The organism is Gracilibacillus orientalis (assembly GCF_900114645.1).
In the GTDB taxonomy this organism is placed as follows: Bacteria; Bacillota; Bacilli; order Bacillales; family Amphibacillaceae; genus Gracilibacillus; species Gracilibacillus orientalis.
The window spans coordinates 73676-90419 of record NZ_FOTR01000004.1; the positions used below are offsets into that span (position 1 = coordinate 73676).

At 36.1% G+C, this 16744-nt stretch carries 12 protein-coding genes and 1 riboswitch; of the genes, 11 read left to right on the forward strand and 1 reads right to left on the reverse strand.

All coding sequences use genetic code 11. The features are described 5' to 3' along the window. Positions 1 to 216: 216 nt before the first annotated feature. The 6 genes from BM121_RS08665 (at position 217) to BM121_RS08690 (ending at position 11062) form a co-directional block, all read left to right on the forward strand. The gene (locus BM121_RS08665; protein ID WP_091483245.1) at positions 217 to 5076 is read left to right on the forward strand and encodes a lamin tail domain-containing metallophosphoesterase family protein; all 4860 of its coding nucleotides are present in this window, start codon (positions 217 to 219) and stop codon (positions 5074 to 5076) included. Between the two features lie 75 nt (positions 5077 to 5151). Beyond that, the gene (locus BM121_RS22030) at positions 5152 to 6231 is read left to right on the forward strand and encodes a metallophosphoesterase family protein (protein ID WP_091483246.1); all 1080 of its coding nucleotides are present in this window, start codon (positions 5152 to 5154) and stop codon (positions 6229 to 6231) included. 344 nt (positions 6232 to 6575) lie between these two features. Next, positions 6576 to 6664, forward strand: a riboswitch (SAM riboswitch). A 102-nt stretch (positions 6665 to 6766) separates the two neighbouring features. Further along, positions 6767 to 7873 (forward strand): 5-methyltetrahydropteroyltriglutamate--homocysteine S-methyltransferase, encoded by a 1107-nt coding sequence (locus tag BM121_RS08675; protein WP_091483247.1) that lies wholly within the window; start codon positions 6767 to 6769, stop codon positions 7871 to 7873. Positions 7874 to 8220: 347 nt separating this feature from the next. Continuing rightward, entirely contained in the window at positions 8221 to 9447 is a 1227-nt protein-coding gene (locus tag BM121_RS08680; protein WP_091483248.1) for a mechanosensitive ion channel, read from the forward strand. Between the two features lie 128 nt (positions 9448 to 9575). Beyond that, positions 9576 to 10406: a metallophosphoesterase gene (locus BM121_RS08685; protein ID WP_091483249.1), complete on the forward strand. Its 831-nt coding sequence runs from the start codon at positions 9576 to 9578 to the stop codon at positions 10404 to 10406. Further along, complete coding sequence (locus BM121_RS08690) at positions 10403 to 11062, forward strand: CPBP family intramembrane glutamic endopeptidase (protein WP_091483250.1); 660 nt, start codon at positions 10403 to 10405, stop codon at positions 11060 to 11062. The genes BM121_RS08685 and BM121_RS08690 overlap by 4 nt, the downstream gene beginning before the upstream one ends. A 26-nt stretch (positions 11063 to 11088) precedes the next feature. On the opposite strand, the gene ligD is transcribed toward BM121_RS08690, so the two are convergent. Then, complete coding sequence (gene ligD, locus BM121_RS08695; protein ID WP_091483251.1) at positions 11089 to 12822, reverse strand: DNA ligase D; 1734 nt, start codon at positions 12820 to 12822, stop codon at positions 11089 to 11091. Between the two features lie 103 nt (positions 12823 to 12925). Here ligD and ku point away from each other — a divergent pair, with 103 nt between their 5' ends. The 5 genes from ku to BM121_RS08720 all read left to right on the forward strand — a co-directional run bounded on the left by ku (position 12926) and on the right by BM121_RS08720 (position 16735). Continuing rightward, on the forward strand, positions 12926 to 13768 hold the full coding sequence (gene ku / locus BM121_RS08700) for a non-homologous end joining protein Ku (RefSeq protein ID WP_091483252.1): 843 nt from the start codon (positions 12926 to 12928) through the stop codon (positions 13766 to 13768). Between the two features lie 283 nt (positions 13769 to 14051). After that, positions 14052 to 14246 (forward strand): hypothetical protein, encoded by a 195-nt coding sequence (locus BM121_RS08705; RefSeq protein ID WP_091483253.1) that lies wholly within the window; start codon positions 14052 to 14054, stop codon positions 14244 to 14246. Between the two features lie 55 nt (positions 14247 to 14301). Beyond that, positions 14302 to 14481, forward strand: a complete 180-nt coding sequence (locus BM121_RS08710; protein WP_091483254.1) for an H-type small acid-soluble spore protein — start codon at positions 14302 to 14304, stop codon at positions 14479 to 14481. A 326-nt stretch (positions 14482 to 14807) separates the two neighbouring features. After that, a complete protein-coding gene (locus BM121_RS08715) occupies positions 14808 to 16355 on the forward strand; it encodes a sensor domain-containing diguanylate cyclase (protein WP_091483255.1) in 1548 nt (515 codons plus the stop codon). A gap of 14 nt (positions 16356 to 16369) precedes the next feature. Continuing rightward, positions 16370 to 16735 carry a PH domain-containing protein gene (locus BM121_RS08720; protein ID WP_091483256.1) on the forward strand — a complete coding sequence of 122 codons (366 nt, stop codon included), beginning with the start codon at positions 16370 to 16372 and terminating at the stop codon, positions 16733 to 16735. Positions 16736 to 16744: the final 9 nt, after the last annotated feature.

The following is a 16744-nucleotide window of genomic DNA, read 5'->3' on the forward strand; positions in this document are numbered from 1 at the left end:
ATATGAATATTTCATTTTTTTATTCATATAAAGTATATATCAATTTTGTATGTATTGTAAATAATTTCGTAGTAATTAACCGAACCACTCAAGTGGAAAAAAATCAATCTAAAAATATTACAATTATTTAACAAAAGTTTTACTAGTAGTTTACTCCATGTTAACAACTAGCTTGTATAGTAAAAGAGTACGAATAAAAGGAGGGAATGACGAAATATGAGAGAAAAATGGACAAGCAGGCTGTCGCTTCTTGTTATCTTCTTGTTAATGTTTACTAATGTATTTACATATGTTCCTATTGCATATGCCAATACAGATAAAGAGGTTGAACAAGAAGAAGTTACAGCAGAAGAAAATGGAGAAGCTGATTCAAGTGAAGAACAGAATCAACTTTCATCTGAAGAAGAACCAACAACAGAAGAAAGCGCGAATTTAGCAGAAGAAAGATCTGAAGAAGATCCAACCTCAACAAAAGAAGAGCAGATACATAATGAAGAAACAGAAATGAAAAATGAGCAAGTAGAAGAAAAAGAAAAGACCAACGACGAAAAGGTAAGTACAGAACAGAAGCAAGAAAATTCTCAAGAAGAACAGACAAATACCGAAAAGGATGCTGAATCTTCACAGGAAGAAACAATTACCGAAGAGAACGCTGAAAGCGCTAAATCTACTGACGAAGAAATGGAATCGCAATCCGCGATTGATTTTCAATCACTTCCAGCGCTGTTGCTAACTGAAATTATGCCAAATAATGATGGTACAGATAAGTTTGAATATTTTGAGATATACAATAACAGTGATCACGCCATTCTATTAGATTATTATACCATTGCATTGCGTTATACAAATGACAGCACTAATGATAGAGCTTTCAAATTTCCTGAAGTAGCGATTCCAGCTGGAGAAACTCTTGTTTTTTGGCGTAATACTGAGCAACTCAGTGTAGAGGATTTTAATGCTCATTACTCAACTGAATTAACGGAAGATCAAATTGTTTCCTATCAGGGAACTGGTTTTTATAATAGTGGAAATCGTGGAGTAGTTATTAAAGATGATCACAAGGAAATTGTAACCAATAGTTACCTTGAAGAAGATATTGCATCCGGAAAAGTGATTTCATATCAATATTCTACTGATTCTATTGAAATGGAACCATATCAGACGGTGGCCGAACCAACTCCTGGAATGTTGAACGAAGATCAAATTCCAGAAGAAAAAGTAAGGACTGAAGAAATCGATAAGCCTGCTATCGGACATGCACCGGTAACGGAAGCACAAGAAGGTAAATCAATTACAATTGAAGCAGAATTATCAAGTGAAGAGGGTAAAGTAAGAGGAACTTTACACTATCTTTCAGAAGAAGGCTCATTTGAACAAGTGAATATGACTTTAGTTGAGAAAAATATGTATGAAGCAACCATTAGTAGTGATTATGTTACTGCTGGTGAGCTTGAATATTATATAACAGCAACAAATCCTCAACAGCGTACGCGTTATCCAGAAGATGACAGCGAAACATTTACCATTGACGTAGCAGCAATTGATGAGTCAGAAGAGGAGTTTCAACATTATCCTCATTTACTTATCACGGAAGTTTCACCGAATACTGAAGGTGGAGGAACAGACTACTACGAATATTTTGAACTTTATAATAACACCAATCAGACCTTATCCTTTAATCAATATGCTCATATTTATTATTACACCGATTCTGGACGGGAGATACAATTTCAGGTTCCGGCAATAGAAATCGAGCCTCAGGAAACTCTTGTTTTCTGGTATAACAATGGAAACAATACACTAGAGGATTTTAATGCTCATTTTTCTACCAATCTAACAAGTGAACAAGTGGTAGAAGTAACCGATACAACATTTCCTGGTTTTGCAAATGGAGGAAACCGTGCGTTAATCCTAAAAGATGCATCAAATGAAGAAGTAATATATGCGGATTATGAAGGGGTAGATAATGATAATACGGGTGCTGTAATCCAATATAAATACCCGTATGAAGGAACAAAAATGACTAAGTTAGCAACTCTAGCAACTCCTACACCTGGAACAATTTTAGACGAACAGGTTCCTGCCGAGGTTGTCACAATAGAAGATCAAGAAGAAGATACATCTGCTCCAGAAATAACACATGAATCAGTATCTTCAGCAGATGCCTTTTCACCAGTTACTATAGAAGCAGAAGTAACAGATGACCTTGCGATTCCTGATGTTACGGTTTTTGTGAAAAATAAAGATTCAGAGTATCGTAGTTTATCTATGACCACTCATTCAGATAATCCTGGAAAATATACGGCGGAAATTCCAGGCATATATGTGGAATCTGACTTGACCTATTATATAGAAGCAACTGATGGTGTAAATACAGAAACAACAGAGGAATTCACCATTTCCGTATCGCAAAATGATGTGGATATACAAGCATTACCATCATTATTGGTAACGGAAATCACCCCAGATTCTTCAAATGTTGGCTCCGCAGATGGCTATGAATTTATCGAAATCTATAATAATACAGATCAAGACATACCTTTTGAGCATTATAAAATGCAGTATCGTTATGGCAGTGATCCGGCAAGTGATGTTATTTGGCCTTCTATTCCAGATGATGTTGTGATCCCTGCGAATGAAACATTAGTATTTTGGATTATAAATGGGCAAAACAATGATAAGACGGTAGAAGATTTTAATACTAACTATGGATCTGATTTAATAGAAAATGAAAATATAGTGAGAATTGAGTCAGCAGGTATGGCAAACGGTAGTATGCGTGGGCTGATTATTGCTTCCAATATTGGTCATGAGTCTTCGATTGCTTATTATAATGATTTGGATACGACAGATGATACTATGCCGAATAAAGGGATTGTATATAAATATCCATCAAATGATTCGAATGTAATGGAAAAGATAAGTGCCGGTACACTTGATGCTACACCTGGTGTAGTGGAAGAATTTCAGGTGCCAGCAGAATCTGTTCAGGTAGAAGCAGATGAGACTTCACCAGTTATTGAAGATGTAACGGGTATTGATGTCATTAATCAGACAGATGACTTAGATGTCACTGCTGAAGCGTCTGATCAGGAAGAATTAAAAACAGTTGCGATATATTATCGTACAAATGATAATCAAGAATATCAGAAAGCATTGATTGAAGAAGGAGAAGAAGAGGGAGTATTTTCGAACCGTATCTATGCACCTGAGATGATTGGCAATACAGAAATTGAATATTATTTTGAAGCTTCAGATGGAGTAAACACAACTAAAACAGCTACTGAGACGATAGATATAGAAAGTAATTTAGATGAAAGTCCGTTACGCTTAAATGTTGATGAAGGTCAGGTTTTAAATGAAACTTTTGTGCTAAAAGGAACGTCCAAAATGGATCAACCAGCTGATACAGAAATGCGTATTGACGGAAAAAAGGTACCATCAAGTTATCAAGCATTAGAACATGAAGCCTATTTCGCTTTTGAAGTAAGTGGTATTAATACGTATTTCCAAAACGGTGTGACTATTGGAGACGATGTTGTTCATATTTTTGATGACTGGATGGCTCAATGGGAGACTATCACAGTACCAGTAGATCCTGATAACTTAGCTATTGGGGAAAATACGATTACGATACGTGCAGGTAATAAAGCAACTCCATGGGAAGGTGATCCTGGTGAAAACCGTGATGATTATAATCTTCGCAATGTACGTTTAGTATTGGCTGATGGTACGATTTTAACGGATCCCAACCATCAAGACCCTGACAATGTATTAGATATGGGTGATAATGGCACAGAACGAATTGCGGAACATTTTTCTTTCACCATTTCAGAAGACCATGCACAATCAGTTGCTTATGCTTGGAATACTACTGAAACAGCAGATGGTGAGCACATGGTAAAAATAACTGATTCAGAGCAGACAATCCAAGAAGAGGTGCTTGTTGATAATACTGCTCCAAGTATGGAAGCAACAGTTGAAAATGGACAAACATACAAAGGTATCTTTACGATTGATGCAGTGATAAATGACGAGGTTGCAGGGATGGACACTTACCTTGCTGAATTGGATGGGGAAGAGATAGAATTACCTTACGAAACATCGTCAGGTGCACTTGCTAGTGGTGAGCATACGTTAATTATTACGGCTACAGATCAAGTTGGAAACCAGGGAAGAGAAGAAATTACTTTTTATACTGTTGAAGAAAATCCGGCAGTACCTGAAAGCCAAACAAATGTAAAAGACGGTGATCCGACATTGAAAGTTCGCGTGGATGATCCAATGGGAGATAAGGTAGATGTTGGATTCTATCAAGGGTTCCAGTATAAACCTTCTGATACAGATTCTGTAGTCTCTTATCAAGGTGCTTCACCCGTAGAGCCGCCAAATACAAATGAAGTGACTGATTCAGTAGTTCTGGAGGATCAGGACATTTCACTAGTGTCTGAACAAGATGGCGAGTACTTAGTGACGGATGATGCGACGAAATTTCCATATCATCGTTTTGATGTGACACTAGATGACACAGTCGAAGAAGATGATATCGTTGAGTTAAAGTGGAATGGTAATTCTCTAGAAGGCAGAAAAGTAACCATGTATGCTTGGAATATAGTGGAATCCAAGTGGGATATCATTGATTATCAAATTGCCGAAGAAGATGATTTTTCACTGGAAGGTAATGTAGAAGTTGCCTCGTACAGTAAAGACCATCAAGTTCAGGTTATGATTCAAGATGAAATACCTGTTAATCAAGATGAATATGATTATACATTTGCCTGGATGTCAGATACACAATATTATTCAGAGAGCTATCCTTACATTTATGAGCGCCAAACAGAATGGATTGCGGAGCAGCAAGAAGAAATGAAAATTGAGTATGTTATTCACAGCGGAGATTTAGTAGATGAAGCGGATCAGGAATACCAATGGGACCACGCTGCTGAATACATGAGAACATTAGATGATGCAGAAGTACCTTATGGTGTTCTTGCTGGAAACCATGACGTATTACAAAAAACCGGAGACTATAGTGAGTACTATAAATATTTCGGTGAAGATCGTTTTTCCGATTAGCCTTATTATGGCGGTTCATATCTTAATAACCGTGGTCACTATGATTTAATTTCTGTTGATGGAAATGACTATATTATGGTTTATTTAGGATGGGGGATCGATGATGAAGGTATTGCATGGATGAATGAAGTATTAAGTCAACATCCGGACCGTACAGCGATCTTAACATTCCATGAGTATCTACAAGCGACTGGAACACGCCATCCACTTGGTGAAAAGCTATACCAGGAAGTAGTACTTCCAAATGAAAATGTTGTAGCTGTTTTATCTGGTCATTATCATGAAGCACAAACATTAGTTGATGAAATTGATGATGATGGGGATGGTAATCCTGACCGGACTGTCTATCAAATGTTATCAGACTATCAGGCAGGTCCAGAAGGTGGACAAGGATATATGCGTCTGTTACATTTTGATACGGAAAATAATCGGATTTTCGTGAATACTTATTCACCATATATGGACGATTATAATTATTATGATACAGATGAATATCCAAATAAAGATGAATTTATGATTGATTTGGATTTAACAGCCCAAGAAAAGCGTGTTGCAACAGATAATTTTGCAGTTAATGTGTATACAAACAATGAAATTGGAACAGTAGAGGATGTAGCAAGCGGAGATACTGCTGAAGCAACATGGACCGACCTTACGGAAGGAGAACAATATTCATGGTATGCAACGGTGTCTGATGATTATACAGGGGAAAGCCGATCACCAATCTGGTCTTTTGTAAAAGGTGAGGATGATACTCCTGATGAAGAGATAGGAAATGGGGATGGCAATCAAGAGGAGGAGCAGCCTGGAAATGATCCGGATCCAAGGCCAGATCCAAGTCCAAGCCCAGATCCAGATCCACAGCCTAATCCAAATCCAGACCCAGATCCAAGACCAGATCAGGGAGAAGGAAATGATGAATCCGAAGATGGTCAGGGGTCTGAAAACAAGAATGATCAAACAACCGAGGAAGCAGAACAAAACAATAATCAACAAGATGAGAGTGATGCTGATCAAATTAACGCATCCAATAACAATAAAATCAATCTGCCTGATACAGCCACGAACATGTATCAGTATCTAGCCCTAAGTTTGGTTCTACTTCTATCTGGTACCATCTTATACGTTAGAACAAGAAGACAAAAAATTAAATAATAAGAGGAGATGCGATCATTGATTGCATCTCTTTTCATTTTAAGGAAAGAAAGTATAAAGTTTGCGCGGGTGTCTAGTTCCGAACGCCCAGAAACTAGGCGATTTCACGAATCGCCCTACGATAAGTCATCATCGGCTCGCAACCTCACCGTGATTCCTTTATCTCAGGTGATTCGCTCCAGTCGCTACGTTTCTAAACGGGCGCTCTGCGCTTTTCTTATTGAGAAAGTCTGGTCGGAATGATTTTTCTTATTGTTAACATTCAGCCTAAACATTTCCAAGAAACAGGGTTGTATTTTTCGATGGGGTATTGTATGATTAATTCATGGTAAAAATTGCATACTTTCTTATCCAGAGAGACGGAGGGATTTGGCCTTATGATGTCTCAGCAACCAGTCATTTTTGACGTGGTGCTAATTCCAATAGATAAGAAGATTGACTTTAGTTTATGGTAAAGGCCTTCTTCTTAGAAGGTCTTTTTTTTACTGGGTAAGATATGCTGACCAAATTCATTTTCATTATAAGGAGAGGTAGAATGACAATAAAAACAGGAACAGCACCATTTCGAGCAGATCATGTAGGGAGCTTATTACGCCCGGAGAACTTACTGAAGGCAAGAAAGGATTTCGAGGAAGATAATATTACTAGAGAGCAATTACGTGATGTAGAAAACAAGGAAATTAAGCGGATCATTGATAAGCAGATTGAAGTAGGATTAGAGCTTGTTTCAGACGGTGAATTTCGCCGTCGTTTCTGGCACACTGACTTTTTAGAACATTTAAATGGGATTGAAGGGTTTGTACCAGAAGTAGGATATATTTTTAGTGGAGATGAAGAGACAGAACGATATAACATTCGAAATACTGGTAAAATCTCATTTAATCCTAATCATCCGTTTATCCAGGACTTCAAAGAATTTAATTCATTAGTAGGTGATCGAGCCGTAGCAAAACAAACGATTCCAAGTCCTAATCAGCTTTTTAATGAAGGAATTCGTGATGTTAGCATTTACCCGGACATTGAGGACTTTGCTGTTGATGTAATTCAAGCATATCGTGATGCAATTAAAGCATTTTATGAGGCTGGTGTGCGTTATTTACAGTTTGATGACGTCTATATAGCAGGGTTGTCTTCACCTGATATTCCATTTAATGATGGTGAATTTTCACGGGAGTTTTTAATTGACCTAGCATTAAGAGTAGTCAATGGCGTGTTAGAAGATAAACCAAGCGATCTTGTTGTCACTACTCATTTATGTCGAGGTAACTATCGCTCGAATTGGGCCTTTGAAGGAAGCTATGATTTAATTGCACCAACCCTTTTCGCTAAGGAAAAAGTGGACGGCTTTTTCTTGGAATATGATGATGAACGTTCAGGTGGATTCAAGCCGCTGGAACATATCCCAAATGACGGAGCACGTGTTGTTCTTGGCTTGATTACATCAAAAAATGGTGAACTGGAAGACAAAGAACAAATTAAAGCACGAGTGGGAGAAGCATCAAAATACGTACCACTCGAGCAATTATGCCTAAGTCCACAATGTGGCTTTGCATCTACCCACCATGGAAATAAACTAACCGAACAAGACCAATGGAATAAACTCCAACACATTGTTCAAATTACGAGAGAAATCTGGAGTTAACCTGGTTCAGAACACCTCATTTCTCAGTTGATTTCTGTAAAAATAATGTCGGAAACTCATTCCTGAATTATTAGATAAGGTTTATCAAAAGTGAAAGAGAATGGAATCAAAGCTTATCTTTGGGTAATGTGCTTATTCTAACAAAACTTGATAACCCGAGAGAAAGAACCTTCTTCGCAATGGAAGGTTCTTTTCTTTTGTGTCGAGTACATCGGCAAATGATTTTGCTGATGTACTCGGATTTTTCAGAAAAAATAGAAAAATGTTGAAATTAGTAGTTTATTGTTTTTCAAAGTAGGTTATAAGGAATATGTAACTAAAATATAGATAGAAAGGAAGTTGCACAAATGTCAGAATTTATGAATCCATTTAACAACATGTTAAACGAGTTGATTAATGCGATCCCCAATGTTATTGCCGCACTCTTATTACTTGTTTTAGCATGGATTGTAGCAACAATCGCAAAAGGAATTGTAGAAAAAGTTTTTGTTAAATTAGGGCTGCACAAAGGGCTGATAAAAACAAAAATCGCAAATGATGAAGAACATGGAAAAAGTATACTTAAAGCAGCTGGGAAAGTCATCTATTTATTAGTATTTATTCTATTCTTACCTGCTATTTTAGATGCTTTGGAAATGAATTCAGTTTCTGAACCGATATCCAATATGATGAATAAATTATTAGGATTTATTCCGAATATAATTGCAGCGGCCGTTATTCTTATTATTGGTTACGTTATCGCTAAATTAGTAAAAGATTTATTAGAGAAATTCCTAGTTAGTTTAAATGTAGACAGATGGTTCCAGAAAGTAAAACCGGAAGGCAATCAAGCTGGATCTGATTCAATTACGATCTCTTCCGTTTTAGCTAATATTGTGTTTGTACTTATTTTAATACCAATTGTCACGATTGCATTAGATACATTGGAAATGCAAGCTATTGCGAATCCAATTACATCCGTGTTAAACCAAGTATTGGCGATTATTCCGAACCTATTTGTAGCAATTATTTTAGTAATAGCAGGTTACTATCTTGCTAATTTACTAGGTAACTTACTAACCAGTCTGTTAAAAGGAACTGGTATAAATAATATCTATTCCATGCTGAACCTGACATCAGAAGATAAAGACATCCCTTTTGACTTAGCAAAAGTGTTAGGTACAGTTGTTAAAGTGCTAGTCTTATTATTCTTTACTGTTGAAGCGTTAAATCTCTTACAATTAGATGTACTTAACACGATTGGTTCAGCAGTAATTACTTATATACCATTCTTGGTAAGTGGTTTACTCATACTAGGTGGTGGATTATTATTAGGTCACTTCCTAGCGAACGTGATCAAGAAATATACCAATAATGGATTATCAGCTACTATCGTAAAATATATTGTGATCGTGTTCGCCGTATTTATGACATTAGATCAATTGCAGTTCGCAACATCAATCGTTAATTTAGCATTTGTCTTAATATTAGGCGGTTTAATGGTTGCATTTGCGATTTCATTTGGTATCGGTGGACGTGATTTTGCAAAAAATCAATTAGCAAAATTAGATTCAAAAATGAATCGGGGAGAATAAGATGAAAAGCCATTAGCCATCGTGCTGATGGCTTTTTATTTTGGAAAAGTTAAACTTACATCACAATTACATTTCTATCCAGTTATGTTAAAATGATCGTACATTATAAATATAAAAGAGGTTGTAAGATGAGGCGTGTTCGTATGTATTTAGTGATATTTTTGAGTTTGTTTGTTTTAGGGCTAATTGTGAAAACATATTATGATACGAATGTTTTTAAGGTTGAGGGGCTGGAGATAACTACTTCAAAGTTGGAAATGGATCAATCATTTACAGTGTTGCAGTTAACCGATTTGCATAATAAACAGTTTGGCGATCATAATGAGAAACTGCTACATAAAATTGAAGAATTAGATGCTGATGTTATCGTTATTACAGGGGATTTAATTGACCGAAGAACAGATAGTTTACAATTTGTTTTTGACTTTGCGGAAAAATTAACAGCGATTAATTCCAGTGTCTATTTCGTGTCTGGTAACCATGAATGGGAAAATTCGAAAAGAGAATCATTTTTTCAGGGATTAGCTGATAAGGGGATTCAATTAATTGATAACCAAAACCTGAGCATTGAGATCGAAAACATTACTTTTCAATTGGCAGGTGTGGGAGATCCTTCAACCAAGCACGACAATATAGAAGGTGCTATGGACGGGCTGAATGTGGATGATGTAACATTTTTGTTATCTCACGCACCTGATCTTTCTCGTACAGATTATCCAGAGCCGATTGATTTGGTGTTAAGTGGTCATACTCATGGAGGACAAATACGCTTGCCTTTAATTGGTGCTATTGTCGCTCCTGATCAAGGATTTTTCCCGAAATATGATCAAGGTATATTTGACTTGAATGAACGTCAACAATTATACATCGATAGTGGTCTTGGCACGAGTTTAATTGATGTGAGAATGTTTAATCAAAGTCAGATGACACTGATTACAGTAAAGGGTGTTGGTAAATGAAGCGGTTAATGTTGTTCGTCGTGCTTGCGTGTATTGCGATGGCAGCAATTGAACTATATATTGCTCCCAATTATCTGGTTAAATCAATATGTAAGTTGTTTCTTTTCTTGCTGATTCCTTATATATATATTAGGTTTGTTGCCCATCTATCGTTTAAAGATTTATTTTCCGTTAAAATGAAATACATGAAATTACCGATTATTCTCGCAACTGGTGTAGTGATTATTATTTTATCGGCGTATTGGATCATTGGAGGATTCTTTGACTTTTCCAATGTGACCGTTATGTTGAAAGATAACATGGCAGTTGATAAAGGTAATTTTCTTTTTGTTGCGATCTATATTGCACTCGTTAATTCTTTGTTAGAGGAATTTTTCTTCCGTGGTTTTGCGTTTTTAGCTTTATTAAAATTGACAACCAAACGAGTAGCATACTTTTTTAGTGCAGGGGTGTTTGCTTTCTATCATATTGCCATGATGACAGATTGGTTTTCTATATACTTATTTCTCCTTATTCTGCTTAGTTTATTTGTTGCAGGTTGCTTATTTAACAAACTGGATGAAAAGGCTGATAGTATACTACCGTCATGGCTCGTTCATATTAGCGCAAACCTTTCTATCAACCTGATCGGGATGACGTTATTTGGAATCATTTAAGAATGACTAGATTGAACGAATCAAAGTCAAATCACCAAGTTAAACGGGCAACCTTTTTCTTTAATTCTGGTTGGTACAGTATGAATCGTAAACATTCTTGGATCTAATGTTTCATTTACCTCATTCCAAAATAATGGCGTAGCGACAGTTGCTTCTTCCGTTGCCCTTGTGGAATAGGGGGCAATGATTGTCTTTCCGGGGGCGTGCTGGACATAATCGATATATAGTCTGTTACCCCGGTTTTTCTTCAAGCGTTCAATTGTAAAATGATCAGGATCGGATTCTACCAATACTTTTGCAGTCGCTTCCATCAATGTTCTCGTTTCATTGTAGGTCATATGATGAATCAGTATATGAATTTGCAAACCGGTTCTTCCCGATGTTTTGACAAAAGGTGTAAAGCCTTGATGCTCCATCATTTCTTTGATCAAACGAGCAGCATGTACAGCGATAGAAAATTGATCCAATGATGGTGGGTCAAGATCAAAGACAATTTCTTCGGGATCCGTTTTATTTATTTTGTTAAAAGGAACATGAAACTCCAATCCACCATGATTACCAAACCAGATTAAACTTTGCAAGTCTTGGCAGCGTATGTCCATTTCTCCATCGTCACCAGGAATCGCTCGAATGAAAGAAGGTGCGTAATCCGGCAGGTGTTTTTGATAAAAAGAATGCTCATGAACGCCATCTGGATAGCGAATTAATGTCAGTCTGCGATCTTTCAGGCCGGGTAGCATAAATGGCGCCACCCACCTTAGGTAGCACAAGTAATCTAGTTTTGTTACAGCAGGAAATAATTCTTTTTCTAATCTGGACAACCTAACCGATGATGGAAATTGTGCCAATCCCTGATCAACCGTATGTTGATTGCAATCTGTTGGTTCGATATCAAATCGGAATTGGTTAAAAACTGGTTCGCGAATTTCTTGATCTTTTGCATTCAGACAATTTATATCCATGCAAATCGAAGGTTCTACTTTCCAGGTTGTCCCGTTTACCTTCTGACCATAGCGTTTAAAAAAAGTATTCAACGTTTCTTTTTCTTGTCGTTCCAGGCCATTTTTACATTTTCCAAGTATACGGAGTGCATCATCCTGATAATATTGTAATGTTAAATAATCATTTTCCATATTCCAATTTGTAACGATACCGGGAATGGTCCGGTAATTTTTGATTTTTAACCATGTTTTACTGCGTTTTCCTTCAGCATAAGCAGCGTTTTTTTGTTTGGCAACCACTCCTTCTGCCTGATGCACATCGACAACTTCGCGAATGGATTGCCATTTTTCAAAAATAGGTGCCTTTCGAATTCTTCCCATCACGCCATCCAAAATAGAGGATAACATCTGATCTCGTTCAGAAAAGCTTTTCTTTCGTATATTTTGAGCAGCTGATTGTAATATATCAAAGGCAACAAAAGTAGCAGGACGCTTTTGGCTGTATTTGTTTATATATGTTTTTAATCTGGATCGCATTTGAATTTGTTCAAAGTCTGTTCGATAATCTGTGATCGTAATTACTAGTTCACCATCTAGCAGTAGCGGTAAATGAGTTTGGAATGAGGAAGCGTGTTGCTTACACCATGAAATGATTTCAGGAAATGTTGCGCTAAGATCATGGCCATTACGACTCCATAATTTGACTTCTTGATCAGTCCAATGTAAACCACAACGATATCCATCATATTTCACTTGGTATATCCACTCATTCTCAGATGGTGCTTCGTTTACAAGTGTAGGTAGCATCGGTTTCCACATAGTATAAACTCCTTTTATCCATCATTTATCAGCAATATTTTTAACAAACTATTGCATGATTATGTTATAAAAAGAAAAACTACCTATAAAAGAGGTGATAAATATGCATACGATGTGGAAAGGGAGCATTAGTTTTGGTCTTGTTAACATTCCAGTCAAACTTCATTCAGCAACCGAAAACAAAGATATTAAGCTCAGAAATTTGCATAAAGAATGCCAATCCCCTGTAAAGTATGAAAAAGTTTGCCCGGTTTGTGAAAAAGAAGTGGGGCAGGACGATATTGTAAAAGGATTTGAATACACAAAAAATAAATTTGTTATTCTCGAGGCCGAGGACTTAGACGCGATTAAAGAAGAAAAAGAGGATAAGGCGGTCGATATTGTTGATTTTGTTAAATTAGAAGAAATTGATCCCATTTATTTTGATCGCAGTTATTATTTGTCACCAAATGATGGTGGGGCAAAAGCATATGGATTATTGCGTAGGGCGCTGGAGGAAACAGGAAAAATCGGATTGGCAAAAATTACGATCCGTTCAAAAGAACATTTAGCAGTTGTCCGCATTTACCAAAATACGTTAGTGATGGAGACTATTTATTATCCTGATGAAGTCAGAGATTTTCAAGAAGTACCCAATGTACCAGAGGAATCTAATATGGTTGAAAAAGAGTTGGATACGGCCAAATTATTAATTGAACAATTGTCGACAGCATTTGAACCTGAAAAGTATCATGATGAGTATCGAACGGCATTATTGGAACTTATTGAGCAGAAAAAGACTGGAGAAGAGGTCTCCACAGCCAAAGAGCCTGCGAAAAAAGACAATGTTACAGACCTGATGGATGCTCTCGAAAAATCATTAAATAAAACTCAAAAAGGGAAAAAGAAAACAACAACAAAACGGAAGAAAACAACCAAGAAAACAGCTTCACAAAAAGCAAACTAAAACCCGGACTACCGAAGTCCGGGTTTCTTTTAGAATTAAACAAAGATAAAATGGTACACCGCTCATTCACAAAAGAATGGATGGAAGCCTCACTATATAGGGAATTTTCATTGGTTTCCAGTTTATAGCTTATTTTTATCAATTAACTAGCGCAGGATGAGATCGTATGGTTCCGTCTATTTCTTAATGAATAACGGGTAGTGAGTGATCAACTCATCCTGTTGACATGTATGATTCCATGATATCATGGAATAAGTTATTAAATTAAAAAGGGGAACCTGTTATGAAACGGATGATTATAATGGAAATAGTTTACGCGGTTATTTTAGGCATAGTTTTCGGAATCGTATTTAAAAATTTCTGGCTAGGGATGCTTAGTGGCTTTTTTATAGGGGCAGTAATGATCGTGATTATGAGTGTAGTTATTAAGAAGCACAAAAATAATCAAGAAAATAATTCCACGCAAAACGGTACATAATTTAAAGTCCGATATAGAAAACTATTCTCAATAAATAGGTAAGGAGGATAGAAAAATGGATGCACAGCGCGCACAAGATATTTTAGATTCACCTGATATGCGTAACGTTACGTACAATGGTAATAACGTATATATTGAGCATGTCGATCAAGGTACAGGTCATTGTACCGTCCACCCGATTGAAAGTCCTGAACAAAAATATATGGTGACAGTGGACCAATTACAGGAGCTGTAAGAAAAGTTTTGTACAACATGGGCAGTTCGATGAAGGTTCTCCAATCATGATGTATCATGAGCTCAAAGATTGGGCAACATCTCTGTTTACTTATAATAAAAATCTGCATCCCTGTTAGAAGAGTATATCTAATGGGGTGTAGTTCCATTATGTGTTTTTAAAAATAAAATTTTCAATATTTTATAATATTTTGCAGGAATTAGCCGATTCATATCGAATAGTATAATGAGCAAAATTTTTTTACTAGTGAAAGTTTATCCCGCTTATCTTTATATTGTCCAGTTAGTTTGAATTCAAAAGGTTATTTTCTACTCGGGGGATGCGTAATGCAATGGTTTGAACCTTATCCACTCTATATTTCAATAATGGCTTTTTTTATTTTGTTTTTATCAATTGTACTTTTAAAAAAGCCCAACAATTTTGTACGAATATTATTATCTGTTATTTTAATCCTTTCAAGTTTATTTATGATTTCTACTGCCATAGAATTATACATCGATGATTTTAATGGAATGCAATGGTTAAGGAATATCCAGCAAATTGCATTATTTTTATGTCCAGTTTTTCTTTTTGGATTTGCTAGGGAAATAGCTGAACCAAATGCTGAAAAGAGTATTAAATATATGACATACTTAGGTGTTCCGTCAGTAATTGGTGTTATTTTATTATTTACTAATCCTATTCATCATTGGATGAGATCCAGTGTGACAACACAAACCGTTTGGGGATTAACCGAAATCAGCATTACGCCAACAGCATTGGGGATTATATTTATTTCTTATTTGCTATTCTTAACTCTGTTAGCGGTTTTTACTTTTATAAGAAATATGCATGATTTGCCATCCCACCTTAGAACTAGTCATCTTTTATCCTCGATTGCTATTCTACTTCCATTATTATCTTTATGTCTCTTATCTTCTTTGTCTGTGAAAATTCCGGGTCAGATTGCTTTATCATTTTCAATGATGAGTGTTTTACTGATTTTTATTTTCAAACGCTATGATTTTAATTCGATTTGGCCTGTTTCCCGTAATAAAATTTTAGAATCCCTGGACGAAGGGATTCTACTGTTTGGTCCAAAGTATAATCTTCTGGAAATTAATCAAGCAGGTTATCAGCTGTTGAAAAGATGGATGCCACACCTACAAGAGAATATAATTATCGGACAGAGATTGGATCAATTATTTACTGATAGAAGGATTATGGAAGGGGTATATCAACATATATCGACATCTTTTGAATGGAAGATAGAGTTGGGTGATGAAGACGTTTATCTTCAAGTTAACATTGTTCCAATTGGATATTATGGACGTGACATAATGCTTGTTGTATTAACGGATATAACAGAGAAAAAATTAATAGAAAACCGTTTATATACATTAGCTCATTATGATTCCCTAACAAATATATGTAATCGACATTCATTTATTGAAAAGTATAATGCTATGATGGAGAATAAAGAAATTTCTGTTTCCTTTTTGTTAATGGATATTGATCATTTTAAGCAATTTAATGATCAGTACGGCCATATCGTTGGTGATCAGGTGCTAAAGGAATTTGCTGTTGCTCTAACTGAATTTTTTATGTCAGCGAAATATTTTAGTATTGTTGGAAGGATAGGAGGAGAAGAGTTTGGTGTTTTATTACGTAAGGACGCTGGACAGGCAGGTGAACAAGCAAACCTCTTTCAACAAAAACTAACTGAACATTCTATATTTGTAAATGGTGAGCAACAAGAAAAAATTACTGTAAGTATTGGATTGACTACTACTTACGAACCAATTAGTTTTGAAAAAATGTACAAGGAAGCAGATAAAGCATTATACCAGGCAAAAAGAGCTGGTAGGGATCGAGTGGAAATGATTAATGCTTAAAGGAGGATTTATTGATGGCAGATATCAATCAAATTATGGAATGGACATTTTATGATGAAGTAAGTGTGCCTGATAACATACATGAACTTCTTGTTGATGGAGAAAGAGCATACACTGCTTATAAAACCGTTCGTGACATTGCAGTGATAACGAATAAGCGATTCATCATTTCGGATCGGCAAGGGATTACGGGGAAAAAGGTGGAAATATATACGATTCCGTATAAATCGATAGATATGTATTCCACAGAAAATGGTGGCAAGTTAGATTTGAATGCAGAGATTGAGTTATGGACCAGATCGGGTCATTTCAAATTAAACCTTAATAAAAAAGTCGATATCCGAAAATTAGACAAAATTATTGCTGAACATATCTTATAGTCACTTAAA

Excerpts from the sequence above, each read along its gene's own strand:
- BM121_RS08665 (WP_091483245.1), top strand. The coding sequence starts at position 217 with ATGAGAGAAAAATGGACAAGCAGGCTGTCGCTTCTTGTTATCTTCTTG.
- BM121_RS08705 (WP_091483253.1), top strand. The coding sequence starts at position 14,052 with ATGAAACGGATGATTATAATGGAAATAGTTTACGCGGTTATTTTAGGC.
- BM121_RS08720 (WP_091483256.1), top strand. The coding sequence starts at position 16,370 with ATGGCAGATATCAATCAAATTATGGAATGGACATTTTATGATGAAGTA.
- ku (WP_091483252.1), top strand. The coding sequence starts at position 12,926 with ATGCATACGATGTGGAAAGGGAGCATTAGTTTTGGTCTTGTTAACATT.
- BM121_RS08710 (WP_091483254.1), top strand. The coding sequence starts at position 14,302 with ATGGATGCACAGCGCGCACAAGATATTTTAGATTCACCTGATATGCGT.
- ligD (WP_091483251.1), bottom strand. The coding sequence starts at position 12,822 with ATGTGGAAACCGATGCTACCTACACTTGTAAACGAAGCACCATCTGAG.
- BM121_RS08690 (WP_091483250.1), top strand. The coding sequence starts at position 10,403 with ATGAAGCGGTTAATGTTGTTCGTCGTGCTTGCGTGTATTGCGATGGCA.
- BM121_RS22030 (WP_091483246.1), top strand. The coding sequence starts at position 5,152 with ATGGTTTATTTAGGATGGGGGATCGATGATGAAGGTATTGCATGGATG.
- BM121_RS08675 (WP_091483247.1), top strand. The coding sequence starts at position 6,767 with ATGACAATAAAAACAGGAACAGCACCATTTCGAGCAGATCATGTAGGG.
- BM121_RS08680 (WP_091483248.1), top strand. The coding sequence starts at position 8,221 with ATGTCAGAATTTATGAATCCATTTAACAACATGTTAAACGAGTTGATT.
- BM121_RS08685 (WP_091483249.1), top strand. The coding sequence starts at position 9,576 with ATGAGGCGTGTTCGTATGTATTTAGTGATATTTTTGAGTTTGTTTGTT.
- BM121_RS08715 (WP_091483255.1), top strand. The coding sequence starts at position 14,808 with ATGCAATGGTTTGAACCTTATCCACTCTATATTTCAATAATGGCTTTT.